The 17,368-nt window shown below is 57.5% G+C and carries 13 protein-coding genes and 1 other RNA gene; 4 read left to right on the top strand and 10 right to left on the bottom strand.

Going from position 1 to position 17,368, the window contains the following annotated elements:
* Nucleotides 1–99 precede the first annotated feature (99 nt).
* On the top strand, nt 100–1,023 hold the full coding sequence (locus ACN9MQ_RS09365) for a LysR family transcriptional regulator (protein ID WP_020884395.1): 924 nt from the start codon (nt 100–102) through the stop codon (nt 1,021–1,023).
* Here ACN9MQ_RS09365 and ACN9MQ_RS09370 read toward each other — a convergent pair.
* The 8 genes from ACN9MQ_RS09370 to ppsR form a co-directional block, all read right to left on the bottom strand.
* A complete protein-coding gene (locus ACN9MQ_RS09370; RefSeq protein ID WP_041162550.1) occupies nt 990–1,769 on the bottom strand; it encodes a heme ABC transporter ATP-binding protein in 780 nt (259 codons plus the stop codon). The genes ACN9MQ_RS09365 and ACN9MQ_RS09370 overlap by 34 nt on opposite strands.
* Nucleotides 1,762–2,754, bottom strand: coding sequence for a FecCD family ABC transporter permease (locus ACN9MQ_RS09375; protein WP_032681198.1), 993 nt, complete (start codon nt 2,752–2,754; stop codon nt 1,762–1,764). The genes ACN9MQ_RS09370 and ACN9MQ_RS09375 overlap by 8 nt, the downstream gene beginning before the upstream one ends.
* Nucleotides 2,754–3,575 (bottom strand): heme/hemin ABC transporter substrate-binding protein, encoded by an 822-nt coding sequence (locus ACN9MQ_RS09380; RefSeq protein WP_153853322.1) that lies wholly within the window; start codon nt 3,573–3,575, stop codon nt 2,754–2,756. Before ACN9MQ_RS09380 ends, ACN9MQ_RS09375 begins: the two co-directional genes overlap by 1 nt.
* The gene (locus ACN9MQ_RS09385; RefSeq protein WP_134179188.1) at nt 3,572–4,600 is read right to left on the bottom strand and encodes a hemin-degrading factor; all 1,029 of its coding nucleotides are present in this window, start codon (nt 4,598–4,600) and stop codon (nt 3,572–3,574) included. Before ACN9MQ_RS09385 ends, ACN9MQ_RS09380 begins: the two co-directional genes overlap by 4 nt.
* 47 nt (nt 4,601–4,647) lie before the next feature.
* On the bottom strand, nt 4,648–6,633 hold the full coding sequence (locus tag ACN9MQ_RS09390) for a TonB-dependent hemoglobin/transferrin/lactoferrin family receptor (RefSeq protein ID WP_025204386.1): 1,986 nt from the start codon (nt 6,631–6,633) through the stop codon (nt 4,648–4,650).
* A 76-nt stretch (nt 6,634–6,709) separates the two neighbouring features.
* Nucleotides 6,710–6,898, bottom strand: coding sequence for a hemin uptake protein HemP (gene hemP, locus ACN9MQ_RS09395; protein ID WP_041162553.1), 189 nt, complete (start codon nt 6,896–6,898; stop codon nt 6,710–6,712).
* A 166-nt stretch (nt 6,899–7,064) separates the two neighbouring features.
* Nucleotides 7,065–8,111 (bottom strand): 3-deoxy-7-phosphoheptulonate synthase AroH, encoded by a 1,047-nt coding sequence (gene aroH / locus ACN9MQ_RS09400; protein WP_014169714.1) that lies wholly within the window; start codon nt 8,109–8,111, stop codon nt 7,065–7,067.
* Nucleotides 8,112–8,263: 152 nt separating this feature from the next.
* The gene (gene ppsR / locus ACN9MQ_RS09405; RefSeq protein ID WP_020884387.1) at nt 8,264–9,097 is read right to left on the bottom strand and encodes a posphoenolpyruvate synthetase regulatory kinase/phosphorylase PpsR; all 834 of its coding nucleotides are present in this window, start codon (nt 9,095–9,097) and stop codon (nt 8,264–8,266) included.
* A gap of 335 nt (nt 9,098–9,432) precedes the next feature.
* Here ppsR and ppsA point away from each other — a divergent pair, with 335 nt between their 5' ends.
* From ppsA to ACN9MQ_RS09420, 3 genes are all read left to right on the top strand, one after another.
* A complete protein-coding gene (ppsA, locus tag ACN9MQ_RS09410; RefSeq protein ID WP_020884386.1) occupies nt 9,433–11,811 on the top strand; it encodes a phosphoenolpyruvate synthase in 2,379 nt (792 codons plus the stop codon).
* Between the two features lie 231 nt (nt 11,812–12,042).
* Nucleotides 12,043–13,443 (top strand): MFS transporter, encoded by a 1,401-nt coding sequence (locus ACN9MQ_RS09415; RefSeq protein WP_020884385.1) that lies wholly within the window; start codon nt 12,043–12,045, stop codon nt 13,441–13,443.
* Between the two features lie 3 nt (nt 13,444–13,446).
* Nucleotides 13,447–15,822 carry a glycoside hydrolase family 3 N-terminal domain-containing protein gene (locus tag ACN9MQ_RS09420; RefSeq protein WP_426021436.1) on the top strand — a complete coding sequence of 792 codons (2,376 nt, stop codon included), beginning with the start codon at nt 13,447–13,449 and terminating at the stop codon, nt 15,820–15,822.
* Nucleotides 15,823–15,826: 4 nt separating this feature from the next.
* Here the strand turns inward: ACN9MQ_RS09420 and rprA are convergent.
* An RNA gene (gene rprA / locus ACN9MQ_RS09425) (antisense sRNA RprA) lies at nt 15,827–15,934 on the bottom strand.
* 208 nt (nt 15,935–16,142) lie between these two features.
* On the bottom strand, nt 16,143–17,258 hold the full coding sequence (gene ydiK / locus ACN9MQ_RS09430) for an AI-2E family transporter YdiK (RefSeq protein ID WP_020884383.1): 1,116 nt from the start codon (nt 17,256–17,258) through the stop codon (nt 16,143–16,145).
* Between the last annotated feature and the right edge of the window lie 110 nt (nt 17,259–17,368).

Here is a 17,368-nt window from a genome sequence, read left to right on the forward strand (position 1 = left end):
GCGACTCATTTGTTAATTTTGAATTTGTGACCCACTCATTTGGTTTTTTTATTAATTTCCTGTTAACTAAATTTTTTCAATTAGTTAACAAGGTGAAAAATGAGAATGAGTGTCAAACAGTTACGCGCGTTTTTAGCGGTAGCTCACACTCTGAATTTCGCGCATGCCAGTGAACGGCTGAATCTTTCCCAGCCGGCGCTCAGCCTGACGATCAAGGGTCTGGAGGAGGCGCTGGGGGGACCGCTGTTGCAGCGCAGCACCCGCAAGGTGGCGCTGACGCAGGAGGGGGAAACCTTTTTACCGATGGCGCGGCAGCTGCTGGCGGACTGGGATAACGCCGAAGAGGCCATGCATCAGTGCTTTACGCTGCAGCGCGGCAAAATCTCAGTCGCGGCGATGCCGTCATTTGCGGCGAATGTCCTGCCGGAGGTGCTCAAGGCATTTCGCGATCGCCACGCCGGGATCAACGTCACCGTGCACGATGTTATCAACGAGCAGGTAATTGAAATGGTGCGGGAAGGGCGGGTCGAGATGGGGATCGCGTTTGAACCGGCGCCGACCCATAACCTGCTTTTTACGCCGTTGGGTCTCGATCGATTTGTCGCCATTGTGCCGAAATCATCCGCTCTGGCAGCCAAAAAACGCCTTTCATGGGAGGCGCTACTGACGCTGGATTTCATTACCCTGCAGCGCCCTTCGGCCGTTCGTCTGATGATGGAAGAGGAGCTGGCCCGCAGCGGTCGTAAACTGGATGTGGCGCTGGAGAGCCATCAGCTGGTGACGGTGGGCAGAATGGTCGCCAGCGGTCTGGGCGGCAGTGCGGTCCCGGCACTGTGTGAGGCGCAGATGACCTCGTTAGGCGCGGTCTGTATTCCACTCGATAACCCGCCGATTGAAAAATGCATCGGCGTGATCCACCCCGGGCATACGCAGCTTTCAAAAGCGGCGCATGCCCTGCTTGAGACGCTGAAAGATTTTTATCAGCCCGGTCAGGGGGCGAGAAACACCTGCGGTGAGGCGTGAACCGGATGTGGGCCAACGTATACCTGAGCGCCATACCACCGGGCCAGCGCGTCGGCCTGTAAAACCATTTCCGGCGTGCCCTGAGAAACCAGCGTGCCGTTATGCAGCAGCAGGATCCGGTCCGCCCACAGCGCTGCCAGATTGAGGTCGTGCAGCACCACGCACACGTGAAAATCGCCCTGACGGGTCAGGGATTTCAACAGCCGCAGCAGATGCTGCTGGTGGTAAAGATCCAGCGCGGAAGTGGGTTCATCGAGAAACAGCCAGCCGCGTGGCCCGCCGTCATGCCAGAGCTGCGCCAGGGCGCGGGCGAGCTGGATCCGTTGTTGCTCGCCACCGGAGAGGGCCGAAAAGTGTCGGTCTGCGAGGGGCAGGCAGCCCGTTATCGCCATTACGGCTTCGACAACCGGGGCTTCCGGGTAGCGCGTCCAGGGCGCGCGGCCCATACCCACCACCGCGTCGACCGGCCAGTCGAAACCGAGCTGCGTATTCTGGCGCATCACTGCCCGGCGGCGTGAAAGCTTTTGCGGGTGCCACGCCTCAAGCGGCGTACCCGCCAGGCTGCATTGCCCGCCAGAAGGCGTGAGATAGCCCGTGAGCAGGCGCAGTAACGTCGATTTTCCGGCACCGTTAGGCCCAATCAACGCCACCATTTCCCCCGGAGATAACGCCAGCGACACGTCGTTGATAAGCGTCCGTTGCCCGACCTGATAAACAAGACGTTCCGCGCAGTAGCGTTCAGCCATGTGCGCCTCCACGACGAAAAATGAGCCACAGGAACCACGGCGCGCCGAAGAGACTGGTCAGTAAACCGACCGGCATTTCAGCCGGTGCGACCAGCGTGCGCGCCACCGTATCGGCAACCAGCAGCAGCGACGCCCCGGCCAGTACGGAGCCGGGGATCACGGCCCGGTGATCGGCGCCCAGCCACATCCGTATCAGGTGCGGCACCACCAGACCGACAAAACCAATCACCCCGCTGACGGCAACCGCGGCGGCAACCAGTAAGGCGCTGCACAGCAACAGGATCCGCTGTACCGTCGCCACCGCCACGCCAAGGTAGTGCGCTTCTTCTTCACCCAGCTGCAGTAAATTGAGCGTGCAGGCAAGACGCCAGATAATCAGAACGCCTGGCACCATCAGCGAGGTGACGGCCAGCAGCGTAGACCACTGCGCCTGACCCAGGCTGCCCATGCCCCAGAGGGAGAGCTGGCGAAGCTGGGCATCATTGCTGAGCCATGACAGTACGCCGACTGCCGCACCGCACAGGGCATTGAGGGCAATGCCTACCAGTAACAGCCGTGAAAGTGTGCTGTTACGCTGCTGGCTAAGGACAAAAATGACGAAGGTGGCCGCCAGCGCACCCCCAAATGCCGCGATCATGGGAGCGTAAAGCATCATCAGCGCGGGGAGCGAGAGGGGAATGACCACCCACAGCGCTACGGCCAGCGCAGCGCCGCTGCTGATCCCAAGCAGCCCCGGATCCGCCAGCGGATTACGAAAAAGCCCCTGCATAACGCAGCCTGCCAGCGCCAGCGAGCCGCCGGTGACCAGCGCCAGCAGAACCCGGGGGAGACGAATGGTCAGCCAGATCTGACGCAGGGTTTCATCACTGCCGCGCCACAGCAGACTGACCGGCAGATGCAGTGCGCCAGCCCCGGAGGCCGCCAGCGTCATGACCGTCAGGATGGCGGCCAGCATCCACAGCGACAACGCGATCCGTCGGGACATCAGGGCAGTTGCTCCGCCCGGGTGCGCAATTGCTGTATGGCCTGCGGCGTGCGCACGCTAAAGCCCAGCAGCGCCATATCGTCGATGGCCAGCACCTGCCTGTTCCGTCCCGCCGGCGTTTGCGCCAGGCCGGGAAGTGTCCACACATTCGCTTCGCCACCCAATGCCTTTACGCCGTCCTGCGAAATCACGACAAGGTCAGGCTGGCTGGCAATCACGCCTTCCTGGGACAGCGGCTGATAACGGGTAAAGCCCTGCATCGCGTTTTGCAAACCCGCTGCGCGAATGGCTGCATCCGCGGCGGTCTGTTGTCCGGCAGCCATCGCGGTCATCCCGCCGTGGTTGAGGATAAACAGCACCCGTTTGTCGAGTGGCGAGGTGGGCAGGGCTGCCAGCGCCTGGCGCAGCCTGGCGCGCAATGCGTCACCCTGTGCTTCGCGATGCGTCGCTTCGGCAATGACTCGCACCTTTTCGTCAATCACGCTCAGGTCATGACTGCCGGGAACGGTGACGACACTGACGTGACTTTCCTCGACCTGTTTTAACGCCAGCGAGGGCTGCGCCTGAGCACTGGCCAGCACCAGCGTCGGGCGCATGGATAAGATCCCCTCCGCGTTAAGCTGGCGCAAATAGCCGACGTCGGGCAGGGCGTTCGCCGCCTGCGGCCACTGGCTGGTGCTGTCGCGGGCAACCAGTGACGATCCCGCGCCAAGGGCATAAACAATCTCAGTCACGTCACCCCCCAGGGCGACAATTTTCTGCGGTGTGGCCGCGAACGTCACCAGCGGCAGGGCGCAGAGCAGGGCGAGCCATTTTTTCATGCGGCCAGCCCTTTTCGGGTCAGGGCGTCGACCTGGCTGCGCCACTGACGCTGCTCTGGTTCACCTTCGCTGCGTTGACCGTACAGTTGAGCGATTTGCGTCCCGTCGGCGGCGAAGAGCTCCAGGCTGGTGACGTGCCCGTCAGCGGTGGGTTTACGCGTCACCCATGTTTCGGCGATGGACGTATCCCGCAGATGCAGGGTAAAGGTTGGGTTGAAGATGTTGAGCCAGCCTTTCATCGAGACGACGTTTTCCACCACGCCGGTAAAGATCTGCACGCAGCCGCGGTTGCCGACGAAGATCATCATTTCATTCCCCTCCAGGCGGACCGTTTCCAGCAGCTGTGCCAGAGCGGTGTTGTCTACCCTGCAGGCCAGATCGTCACCCACCAGACGAAACGCCTGCTGGCGGCTCAGATTGTGGCGCTTCAGCAGGCCGAAGAACTGATGCACGTCGGTCATGGCGCGCCACTCCTGATCAACGAGGGCGGCATCAGCCTTTTCGTTGTGGGCAGGGACATCGGCATGCTTCAGCGCCAGTGGGGGATTATCGGCAAAGATAAAGCGCGTAAGCAGGTCGCCCCAGGCAGAAATATCGGTGTTATCGGTCGTGTAAACTTTCAGCAGGGCATCGCCCTGAAGGTCGAAGAACTGAATGCTCTGACGCTCACCGCGGGCGGTGGTTTCACTGATGTGGAACGCGCTCGCCCACTGGTTGAGAAACAGGCGCAGATCCAGCGCCCGCGGATTCAGTACCAGCCCGGCGTGGCCGCTAAGGTGTTGATGCGTAAACGCGCCCACCTGCTCGTGAACTGCATAGTCGTTACGACAGATGCATTTGGTCTCGCCCACGGCTTCCAGCGCGCCGATGATTTCGCGGATGTCGCCGTGCAGGCGCCAGGCGTCGTGGCCCACGCGGGCGAAGGTCAGCTCTGCTTCGCTGATGTTCATTAAGCCTGCGATGTCACGTGCGTATTGACCCGGGTTTTCTTCTTTCAGCGCAAGCCAGCGTGTGTAGTGATTCATTGTCTCTTCCTTTCGAATAAGGGCCCCGGCAGGCCGGGGCGTGGGGATTACCACTGGTAACTCACAAAAATCTTACCGTTGCGTCCGTCCTGAGGAATGCCCTGAGGAGACCAGTACGCCTTGTCGAACGCGTTACCCAGCACCAGCGTCGTAGTTACCCCTTTGAGCTGCTCCTGGCCTTTATAACTTACGTAGAAATCGTTAACCGCATAGCCCGGCTGTTCGCTGTAGCTACTGCTGATATGGGTTGAGCGATCGACGAAGGTGCCGATCCAGCCGACGGAGAAACCGCTTTGCGCCACCGGGATATCCAGCTTGCTGGTGACGGTATCCGGGTTGATGCTGGAGATATACTCGCCCGTATCGGTATCTTTTCCCCGGGTGCGGTTGTAGGCGACGTCGAGGTTGAACAGGTCGGCCGTGTATTTCGCCATCACGTCCCAGCCCCAGATTTTGGCGTGGGGAACGTTCATGGACATGGTGGTCGCAGCCGCAAAATCGACGCTGGTGGAGATGTAGTCTTTGGCTTTGGTGTCGAAGTAGCTGGCCTTGAATTCCAGCGCATCGTTAGCAAGCATGACGTCGTCAAAGCGCAGTCCGAAGCCAAACTCCTGCGTTTCATTGGTTTCCGGACGCAGGTTCGGGTTCGGTACCCAGTAGTTAGTGTAAAAGCGGCCGATGGAGAAGTGTTTAGCATCATTATACATTTCACCCATGGTCGGCGCACGGAAGGCCTGTGCGTAAGAGCCGAACAGCATCAGCCAGTCGGTCGGGCTGACGGTCAGTCCGGCACGGGAGGACCATCTGTCCGCGTTCACATCGTCGTATCCTTCGCTGCTCCCGCGGTAATTATCGTAACGGGTACCGCCGAGAAGCGTGACCGGCAGGTCGCGCAGGGTGATCTCGTCCTGCAGCCAGCCGGAGCTGAAATCGATTTTAGCCTCCGGGAAGCCGGTGGTGGTGCCCCCCGGATGTTGCTCCTGACGGTAGTATTCGCCGCCATAGGTCAGAAGATGTGAGGCAAACGTGTCGCTGAACAGACGGGTGCGGTTTTCCACTTTGCCACCTTGGGTGGTCTGCTTGCGAAACTCGCCGGTGCCGTCAATGTTCTGGGCGTTAATGCGCGCTTCAGACCAGTAGAGTTTCGCATCGGCATTCAGCCAGTCGTTGCCCTGGGGAGCCAGGTGATAGCCCAGCTGAGCGTCTCGCTGAATGGTGGAGCGATCGGTCATGGGATTGCTGCTGGCGTCTGCGGCGGGGGTTTGCGGGTTTTTTGGCTCCTGCGCCGCGTTATTGTAATAGCGCAGGGATCCGCTCAGCGTCTGGGCCGGGTCGATGGCCCAGCGGCCTTTTGCCAGCATGTTGTTGATGGATTCGTCATTCGGCGCTGTTCCACTGTCGCTCTGGCGCAGATCGCCGCGATCGCGGCTCGACCAGGCAACCAGTCCGTCCAGGGTTTCGGTACGCCCGTAAGCGCTGGCCCCCATGCCCAGACTGTGATCGCCCGTCGCGCCCGTACCAAACACGCGGTAGCCGCTGTTTTTTCCCGGTTCCAGCAGGTCATTTGCATCGGCGGTGTCATACGCGATCACGCCCCCCAGTGCGCCGCTGCCGTACAGTAAGGCTGACGGGCCGCGAACCACTTCGATACGTTTAATCAGAGCCGGGTCGAGGAACGTGCTGTTCAGGTGGCCAGTGTCGGTCCCCTGGCGCACGCCATCCACCAGCACCAGTACGCCGCGACGGTCGTAACCGCGCAGGTTGACGTCCTGACCATTGGTGCGCCCGGTGCCGTCAAGCATCAGGCCTGGGACGTAGCGCAGCAGGTCGGCGGCCGAGCTGGCGGTCTGGTTTTCCGGGGCCGCGGTGTCAATCACGCTGACCATCATCGGGGCTTCGAAGGCGCTGCGGGCGTTGCCGGTGGCGATAACGGTCATGTCATCTGTGGCCGCAAACGCGACGCCCGGCAGGGCGCTGACAACGGATAGCGCAAGGCAGGACGGGCGCAAAAATGCGGAATGCAGGTGTGGCATAGCAACTCTCCATAAAGAATCGAAAGCGCTGGCTGCCTGGGGATCACCTGGGTGGCTGGCGAAGGTATTGTGGTATTTATTTGGTGAGGATCAGCTTCCCGGCATGGGTCTGGCGCAACAGATAAAGCTGGCCGTCATGCTCGATGATCACGCGTCCCTCGTCCCCCAGCAGGCTTTTACTGTCGATCCGACGATCGGTGCGCGCTGGGGCAGGTACTGTGTGTGTGTTTTCGGGCGTTGCCGCGTTGTTATCCGTACGTGACATAATGTTTATAAATAACAATCAATGTAACAATGATAATCATTATCAACAAAGTGAAAATTCACGGCAAGCGTTTTTGTGAAAAAACTGTGATGGGATCAAAACAGAAGAGGATGTGGCCTTGCGCGAACGTAGACCCTCTCCCGCAGGAGAGGGTAAAAGGCGAGGACTAAAAACGTGAATCGACCGCTGCCGCCAGTTTCTCCAGCAGCTGTTCGCTGTCTTCCCAGCTCAGGCACGGGTCGGTGATCGACTGGCCATAAACCATTGGCTGTCCGGCTACGATTTTTTGCGTGCCTTCCCGGATAAAACTTTCGGCCATAATGCCCGCGATGGCGGTTGAACCGCTGACGATCTGCTGGCAGATCTCATCACACACATCCAGCTGGCGGCGATGCTGTTTCTGGCAATTGCCGTGGCTGAAATCCACCACCAGGTGTTCCGGCAGGTCGAACTCGGCCAGCGTTTCACACGCCGCAGCAATATCTTGCGCGTGGTAATTAGGCTTTTTCCCGCCACGCATGATGATATGCCCGTATGGGTTGCCGCTGGTCTGATAAATGGTCATCTGACCGCGCTTATCCGGCGACAGGAACATATGGCTGGCACGCGATGCACGGATCGCGTCAACGGCAATTCGCGTGTTGCCATCGGTACCGTTTTTAAAACCAACCGGGCAGGAGAGGGCAGAGGCCATCTCACGGTGGATCTGGCTTTCCGTGGTGCGCGCACCGATAGCGCCCCAGCTGATGAGATCGGCGATAAACTGTCCGGTCACCATATCGAGAAACTCGGTGGCCGTCGGTACGCCCAGCTCATTGACCTGCAAAAGCAGTTTACGCGCCAGCTCAATACCATAATTAACACGGTAGCTGCCGTTCAGGTCCGGGTCGGAAATCAGCCCTTTCCAGCCCACGACGGTGCGCGGTTTTTCAAAGTAGGTGCGCATGACAATTTCAAGGCGATGCTGGTACTTGTCCCGCAGTCCCTGAAGCCGTTTTGCGTAATCCATTGCGGCATCCAGATCGTGGATGGAGCAAGGGCCAATCACCACCAGAAGACGTTTGTCTTCGCCATTAAGGATTTTTTCAATGCGACGGCGGGATGCCGTGACATGTTCCGCTACACCCGCGGAAACAGGATGCCGCTGTGCCAGTTCAGCCGGCGTGACCAGGCTGTCAATGCGCGCAGTGCGGAGTTCATCGGTTTTATTCATGAAATGTCTCAGAAAAATTTTTGCTTCATCGGCAGACTACCGGGAAGTGATGGGCATCACCTTAAACCAATCCCTGCTGAATTCAAGTTCGGCGCGCCTGCGCGCCGAGGATGTGGTGATGATACCCGATTCTGAGTTATTGTACTAGCATGTTAGTACATGCGGCGGTTGAGTCCCATGATATCGAGGATTTTGGTGGCGATCTCTTCTACCGAATAGTTAGTGCTGTTTAGCCACGGGATCTGGTTTTTGCGGTACAGCGCTTCCACCTCGGAAACCTCCATTCGACACTGGCGCATTGAGGCGTAGCGGCTGTTCTCACGGCGTTCTTCACGTATTGCCGCCAGCCGTTCCGGGTTGATGGTCAGGCCAAACAGCTTGTGCTGGAGCGGCTTAAGGGCGGCTGGCAGCACCAGATTGTCCATGTCATCAGCAATAAAGGGGTAGTTGGCGGCGCGGATACCGAACTGCATCGCCAGGTAAAGGCTGGTCGGGGTTTTCCCGCAACGCGAGACGCCCAGCAGTATCACCTGCGCCTGGTCGAGGTTACGCAGCGAAATACCGTCGTCGTGCGCCAGGGTGTAATCAATGGCGGCGATACGCGCATCGTATTTGGTCAGGTTGCCGGGGTTCAGCCCGTGCGTTCGGTGGGCGATAGGCGTCGGGTCGAGTTTCAGTTCGCTCTGCAGCGGGGCCACCAGCGCCTGGACGATATCCTGACAGAACCCTTCACTTTGCAAAATAATCGCACGAATTTCAGGGATCACGATGGAGTAGAAGACCAGCGGGCGGACCCCCGTCTGCTGGAAGATGGCGTCAATCTGGTCCTTCACCGCCTTTGCACGGCTCTCATTTTCCACAAACGGCAGCGTGATGCTGTTAATCGAAACGGGGAACTGCGACATCACCGCATGTCCCAGCACTTCGGCGGTAATCGCCGTACCATCAGAAATATAAAAAACGTGGCGATCGACAGCATTATCCATTTTACCCACCCTGAATATCGTACGTAATTGTCTGAAAGCATAAATTAAAAAAGTAAATTACACAGCAAAGAACTTATCCTAATTATAAATGAAACGGCGTTTTTGATTTTCCTGAAAAGTGGATTTCATTTTTCAATTAGCGACTTTATTTTTAGGGTTTTTGGCTGAATATATAGGAATCATCGGGTTAGCGGATGGTGGGAAAGTATCCGAAAAGTTGAAAATTTAAATTGCTTACACGATTCACCGTTTTTTTAGCGGAAATAATTATGCCAGTATAAATACGTAGTCAGGTGTTTCTTACTCCGATCAAATATCACAAAAGGATTGTTTCGATGTCCAACAATGGCTCGTCACCGCTGGTGCTTTGGTATAACCAACTCGGCATGAATGATGTAGACAGAGTTGGGGGCAAAAATGCCTCCCTGGGTGAAATGATTACAAATCTGTCGGGTATGGGTGTCTCCGTACCGAACGGGTTTGCCACAACCGCCGATGCCTTTAACCTGTTTTTAGACCAGAGCGGTGTAAACCAGCGCATTTATGACCTGCTGGATAAAACGGATATTGATGATGTGACCGAGCTTGCGAAAGCCGGTGCCCAAATCCGCCAGTGGATTATCGACACACCTTTCCAGCCGGAACTGGAAAAAGCCATTCACGAAGCCTACAACCAGCTCTCAGCGGATGATGCCCAGGCGTCGTTTGCCGTGCGTTCTTCTGCCACCGCGGAAGATATGCCCGATGCGTCATTCGCCGGACAGCAGGAAACCTTCCTTAACGTCCAGGGTTATGACGCCGTCCTGGTGGCGGTGAAGCACGTCTTCGCGTCCCTGTTCAATGACCGCGCCATCTCTTACCGCGTGCACCAGGGCTATGACCATCGCGGCGTGGCGCTTTCTGCTGGCGTACAGCGCATGGTGCGCTCCGACGTGGGCTCTTCCGGCGTGATGTTCTCCATCGACACCGAATCCGGCTTCGACCAGGTGGTGTTCATCACCTCGGCGTGGGGTCTGGGTGAGATGGTAGTACAGGGCGCGGTGAACCCTGACGAATTCTACGTTCATAAGCCGACACTGGCCGCAAACCGTCCGGCGGTCGTTCGCCGCACGATGGGCTCGAAAAAAATCCGCATGATCTATGCCCCGACGCAGGAGCATGGCAAGCAGGTTAAGATTGAAGACGTACCGCAGGAAATGCGTGACCGTTTCTCCCTGACCGATGCAGAAGTGCAGGAGCTGGCGAAACAGGCGGTACAGATCGAAAAACACTACGGCCGTCCGATGGATATCGAATGGGCCAAAGATGGCAACACCGGCAAGCTGTTTATCGTGCAGGCGCGTCCGGAAACTGTCCGCTCCCGCGGTCAGGTGATGGAGCGTTATACCCTGCACGCACAGGGCAAAATCGTGGCGGAAGGCCGCGCGATTGGCCATCGCATCGGTGCCGGTCCTGTCAAAGTGATCCATGACATCAGCGAGATGAACCGCATTCAGCCAGGCGATGTGCTGGTGACCGACATGACCGACCCGGACTGGGAACCGATCATGAAGAAAGCGGCGGCCATCGTCACCAACCGCGGCGGCCGTACCTGCCACGCGGCAATCATCGCCCGTGAGCTGGGGATCCCTGCCGTTGTCGGTTGCGGTGATGCGACCGAACGCATGAAGGACGATCAGAAAGTGACCGTCTCCTGTGCGGAAGGCGATACCGGTTACGTGTATGCCGATATTCTCGACTTCAGCGTGAAGAGTTCAAGCGTCGATACCATGCCGGATCTGCCGCTGAAGATCATGATGAACGTTGGTAACCCGGATCGTGCGTTTGACTTTGCCTGCCTGCCGAACGAAGGCGTTGGCCTGGCGCGTCTGGAATTTATCATCAACCGTATGATTGGCGTTCACCCGCGCGCGCTGCTGGAATTCGACGACCAGGACGCGAAGCTGCAGAACGAAATCCGCGAGATGATGAAAGGTTACGACTCGCCAAAAGAGTTCTACGTCGGTCGTCTGACCGAGGGGATTGCCACGCTGGGCGCGGCGTTTTATCCGAAGCGCGTGATCGTGCGTCTGTCCGACTTTAAGTCAAACGAATACGCGAATCTGGTGGGGGGTGAGCGTTACGAGCCAGAAGAAGAGAACCCAATGCTCGGCTTCCGTGGCGCCGGACGTTATGTTTCTGACAGCTTCCGTGCCTGCTTCGCGCTGGAATGTGACGCCGTGAAGCGCGTGCGCAACGACATGGGACTGACCAACGTTGAGATCATGATCCCGTTCGTGCGTACCGTGGATCAGGCAAAAGCGGTGGTGGAGGAGCTGGCACGTCAGGGTCTGAAGCGCGGCGAAAACGGGCTGAAGATTATCATGATGTGTGAAATTCCGTCCAACGCCCTGCTGGCTGAGCAGTTCCTGGAGTACTTCGACGGCTTCTCTATCGGCTCGAACGACATGACGCAGCTGACGCTCGGTCTTGACCGTGACTCCGGCGTGGTCTCTGAACTGTTTGATGAGCGTAACGAGGCGGTGAAAGCGCTGCTGTCGATGTCCATCCGCGCGGCGAAGAAACAGGGTAAATATGTCGGGATTTGCGGTCAGGGTCCGTCTGACCATGAAGACTTTGCAGCATGGCTGATGGAAGAGGGGATTGACAGTCTGTCCCTGAACCCGGACACCGTGGTGCAAACCTGGCTGAGCCTGGCCGAACTCAACAAGTAACGCCATCAGCACCAGAAAAAGGCGAGGATATATTCCTCGCCTTTTTTATTTCATGCCTTATTTGCTCCCCATCACAAATAAAGTAAAAAACCAAATATCATAATTTGTCTGTTAATTTAGACAATTGTTAGCGCGCAAAGCGTTGCTAATACTTGAGCCTTACCGCGCATTTCCCTCGCTGATGCGCAACTGGTTGAAATACGTTTTAACCTGATAAAAAGGCAAATAACAATGACAATCTCCTCTGTATTGCGTACCAAAGATAAAATAGGTTATGGCTTAGGTGATATGGCCAGTGCGCTGGTCTGGCAAACGGCAACCTTATTTCTCGCCTATTTTTATACGGATGTTTTCGGTTTGCCAGCGGCCATCATGGGAACCATGTTTTTAGTGGTGCGCGTGGTGGATGCTTTTGTCGACCCCTGCATTGGCGCGCTGGTCGACCGCACCCAGACGCGGCACGGTCGCTTTCGTCCCTGGCTGCTGTGGTTTGCCATCCCATTTGGCGTAAGCTGCCTTATCACCTTCTATGTACCGGACGTCGGGCCGACGGCGAAAATCGTCTATGCCTGCGTTACTTACGCCATCTTAAGCCTTATTTATTCCGCGATTAACGTCCCGTATTGCGCCATGCCCGGGGCGCTGACGCTGGATCCGCGTGAGCGTCACTCGCTGCAGTCCTGGCGCTTCGGCCTGTCGTTCATCGGCGGGTTGATTGTGACGGTGATCGCCTTACCGCTGGTCTCGCTGTTAGGCCAGGGCAACGTTCAGAAAGGCTATTTCTATGCCATGAGCATGATGGGCCTGCTGGGTATTATTCTCTTCTTCTGCTGTTTCCTGATGACCCGCGAGCGTTATTCCCCGCGCAATGACACCTCGGGTTCGATGATCGGTGATTTAAAACTGCTGGCCGGAAATAGCCAGTGGCGAATTGTTTTCCTGTTTAATATTTTGCTGTTAACCGCAGTGGTGACGCGTGGTTCTGCCACCATGTATTACGTGAAATATGTGCTTCTGCGCCCGGAGCTGGTATTTGCCTTTATTGTTTCCGGGATGGTGGCGTCCTTAACGGGGGCATTATTATCTGAACGTCTGTTGGGGAAATTTGACCGCGTCCGCGCCTATCAGTGGACCATTATTTCCTTCGTGATTTTCGGCGCGCTGATTTTCTTCCTGCCGCCTTCGCAGATCTGGCTGATTTTTGGCCTCAACATTATCTTTAGCTTTATTCAGAATCTGACCACGCCGCTGCAGTGGACCATGTTCTCTGATGTGGTCGATTATGAGGAGCATCGCAGCGGCCGTCGTCTGGATGGTCTGGTCTTTTCTACCGCGCTGTTTGCCATCAAATTTGGTCTGGCGCTGGGCGGGGCGGTGGTCGGTTGGGTTCTCGGGATGGTGGATTATGCGCCCGGTCAGGCAACCCAGGCACCGCACGTGCTCTCTACCATTAATGCGCTCTTCACCCTCATCCCCTGCGTGCTGTTCCTCTGTATGGTCGCGCTGCTGACCATTTACAAACTCAACAGCAAGCTCGTCAATTCCATCGCCCGCGAGCTGGCCAGCAAACGCGAGGTGCGAGACGAGACAGGACAACTCACCCCGGCCACCCATTCCGCAATACAGGAGTAACACATGACTGCGATTTATAAGGACGCGGGACGTCCCGTGCATGAACGCGTCGCCGACCTACTGGCACGCATGACCCCGGAAGAGAAGTTCGCCCAGATGCATGCCTACTGGTTGATCCTCGATGAAAACGGTAACCACCGCGAACGCAGCGATCTGAGCGATGAATTCGCGGGCGTGAGCGAACAGGCTGCGCTTAGCGAACGGCTGAAACTGGGGGTGGGACAGATCACGCGTCCACTGGGCACCCATATTGTTGATGCGAAAACAGGCGTGCGTGCCGCTAACCGTCTGCAGCGCATGATGATGGAAGAGACGCGCCTCGGTATTCCGGCGCTGTTCCATGAAGAGTGCCTGGTGGGGCTGTTGTGCAAAGATGCCACGCTGTTCCCGTCGTCGCTGAACTACGGTTCGACCTGGGATCCGCAGCTGGTGCAGCGTGCGGCAGAACAGATTGGCAAAGAAGCACGCTCTGTTGGCTGCCAGCAGGGGCTGGCCCCGGTGCTGGATGTCTCTCGCGACGTTCGCTGGGGACGCACCGAAGAGACCTTCGGAGAAGACCCGTGGCTGGTGGGGGTGATGGCCACGGCATACGTGAAGGGTTTGCAGGGCGATAAGCGCGATCTTCTGGCAACGCTCAAACATTATGTGGGCCACTCCTTCAGCGAAGGGGCACGCAACCACGCGCCGGTGCATCTGGGCTTTAGCGAACTGAACGACATCTTCCTGCTGCCGTTTGAGATGGCAGTGAAGCTGGCCAATGCCGGTTCGGTGATGCCTGCCTATCACGATATCGATAACCAGCCCGGACACAGCGACCACTTCCTGATGACAACCGTGCTGCGTGAACAGTGGGGGTTCGATGGGATCATCGTTGCGGACTACGGCGGCGTGAGCCTGCTGCACCAGCATCATGGCATCTCGCACGATGCCGCCGAATCTGCAGCGCTGGCCTTCAATGCCGGGCTGGATGTCGAATTGCCAAAAGATGACTGCGCGCGTCATCTGGCACACGCCGTTGAACGCGGACTGATTTCCATGGCGAAAGTCGATGAAATAGTGGCACGCGTCCTGACCGAAAAATTCCGTCTTGGCTTGTTTGAAAAACCGTATGCCGATGAACAGGGCATCGATTTGCAAAATGAGGCAACGCGTCAGGTTGCAAGGGAAGTGGCGACCCGTTCGCTGACGCTGCTTGAGAATAACGGCATTTTGCCCCTCGGCGGCAACCCTCGCGTGGCGGTCGTCGGGCCAACGGCAGACGATCCGCTGGCGCTCCTCAGCGGTTACAGTTTTCCGGTGCACTTAATTATTAGCGACATGGTGGAAGAGACCTCGCAGGTCACGACACCGCGCGCGGCGCTCGAGCAGTATCTGGGGGCCTCGCGGGTACGTTATGCCAAAGGCTGTCACATTATCGAAAAACGGATGGCGGGTGCGCCGGTGTTTCCGGGTGACAGCGGCGGTAAACCCATGCAGCAATCTCCGGTTTCGCAGCGTACCGACCTGATCCCTGAAGCCGTGAAAGCCGCACAGGAGAGTGACGTGGTGGTGGCCTGCGTTGGCGATCTCGCCGGGCTGTTCCAGAGCGGAACCGTCGGGGAGGGCTCTGATACCGACTCTCTGAATCTGCCGGGCGTACAGCAACAATTGCTGGCTGCGCTGGTGGCCACCGGCAAGCCGGTTATCGTGGTCATGACCGGCGGGAGGCCTTACAACCTTCAGGGGCTGGAAGATAACGTCGCCGCGCTGATGATGGCCTGGGCACCAGGGCAGGAGGGCGGCTGGGCGATTGCGGATGTATTAACGGGCCGCGCTGAACCGCAGGGACGTCTGGTGGTCAGCGTGCCGAAAAGCGCGGGAGCAATGCCCTATTACTACAACCACAAGCTCAAAAGTGGCGGCACACCGTTCGCTTTCCATTTTGGCTCCCGCTATCCCTTTGGCTTCGGTCTCGGCTGGACGCAGTTTAGCTGGGGAACGGCGCGCGTGGCTGAACCCCGCGTTCCGATCGACGGCGAGGTGGTCGTAAGCCTGGATATCACCAATACCGGTGAGCGCAGCGGCAGCGAGGTGGTACAGGTCTATGTCCGGGATAACGTCGCCACGCAGGTGCGGCCCCTGCAGGAGTTGAAGGCGTTCCAGCGCGTCACGCTCTCACCGGGTGAAACCGCCACGCTCACCTTTACGTTGCCCGTTGAGATGTTCAACTTTACCCGTCGTGACGGCAAACGGATCGTCGAGCCGGGTGAATTTGAGCTGCAGATTGGTGCATCGTCGGCGGATATTCGCGAGGTGGTGACGGTCAATGTGACCGGGGAAACCCGTGTATTGTCAACGGAATGGCGGATGCTCAGCACCTGTGACGTCAGCCGCACGTAATCAGGATAAAAAAAGCCCATCGTGGGAGATGGGCAAAGACTACACACAGCAATTCGTTGTTTCACTCAGGGGATTTCCATGCTTATAAATCAAGGTGTTGATTTATAACCGTGTCCTAATAGTAGGCATGTCAGCTTTTAGCGTCGATCAGATTCGTCTCAATAGTTAAAGAGACGTAAAGATTTCTTGAGGTTAATAGGGGACTTAGAGCCGTAATAGCGGGTCTGACCAGTGCGCAACGAATAAATACTTTAGCAACGTTTAAGTATTATAGGGGAATATGTAGGCCGGGTACGCGACTGCGTTACCCGGCCTGTCCATTACTGCTTGTTCTTATCTTCCAGCTCTTCCAGTTCGCTCAAAATCACGTCCGGGTCCGTTCCCGGAGGCGGGATTTCGTGCACCCAGGCGGAGAACAGACGCCAGGTCACGGCCAGAAGCACCGGACCAATAAACAGACCAATCATCCCAAAGGCAATCAATCCACCAATGACGCCTGAGAGAATAAGGATCAGCGGCAGGTCTGCGCCCATGCGAATAAGGATGGGACGAATAACGTTATCCATGGTGCCGACCACGCAGCTCCATACCAGCAGAACGGTGCCCCACGTGGTATCGCCGGTCCAGTACAGCCAGATAATGCTGGGTACCAGCACCAGCAACGGACCCAGTTGCGCAAGGCAGGTCATCAGCATGACCACGGTGAAGACGGTGGCGTACGGCACGCCAGAAATCGCAAGACCAATACCGCCCAGCACCGCCTGAACCAGCGCCGTTACCACGACGCCAAGCGCAACCGCGCGCACGGCCTGCGCCGCCAGCAGAACCGCGGCATCACCCCGTTTGCCCGCCAGGCGAGTGGCAAAATGACGCACGCCTAAAGCTACCTGCTCACCGCGCCAGTACAGCAGGGCGCTAAAGACCAGCATCAGCGTACAGTGCATCATAAAGCGGCCAATGTGCGCCGCCTGACCCACAAACCAGGTGGTGGTGGTGCCAATATACGGGCGCACTTTCGCCATCAGCGCGCTGCCACCCATCTCCAGCAGGCCATGCCAGCCGCTGTAAAGTTTTGCGCCAACAACCGGAATGCTGTTAAGCCAGGCGAGATCCGGCGGCGTCAGATCGCCACTGGTCACGGCGCGAATCACCGGGCCGCTGGAGTCGACAAGGCTGTTGACCAGCAGCGCAACGGGAATAATGAACAGCAGGAACAACAGCAACGTCATCACCAGGACCGCCAGCCCACGACGTCCGAAGAGCAGTTTCTGTAACCGTAACAGTAAAGGCCAGGTGGCAACCACAACGGTTGCAGCCCAGGCGAAGCCGAGAATGAAGGGTTGAACGATCCACAAACACGCAATAATCATGAGGGCCAGGAACAGCACCGACAGCAAAATTTGCGCAACATCCCTGGGCTGGCGAAGATTGACCATAAATGAAACTTTCCTTAATTGAACACCAGCGTGGCTGGCGGGAACGGAAAACCGCGATTCTCTAATCATTAATGATTTCAGCGATTTTTGACAGGCGAATTCTGCCTGTA

Source organism: Enterobacter sp. R-25 (assembly GCF_049913205.1).
Classification (GTDB): domain Bacteria; phylum Pseudomonadota; class Gammaproteobacteria; order Enterobacterales; family Enterobacteriaceae; genus Enterobacter; species Enterobacter ludwigii.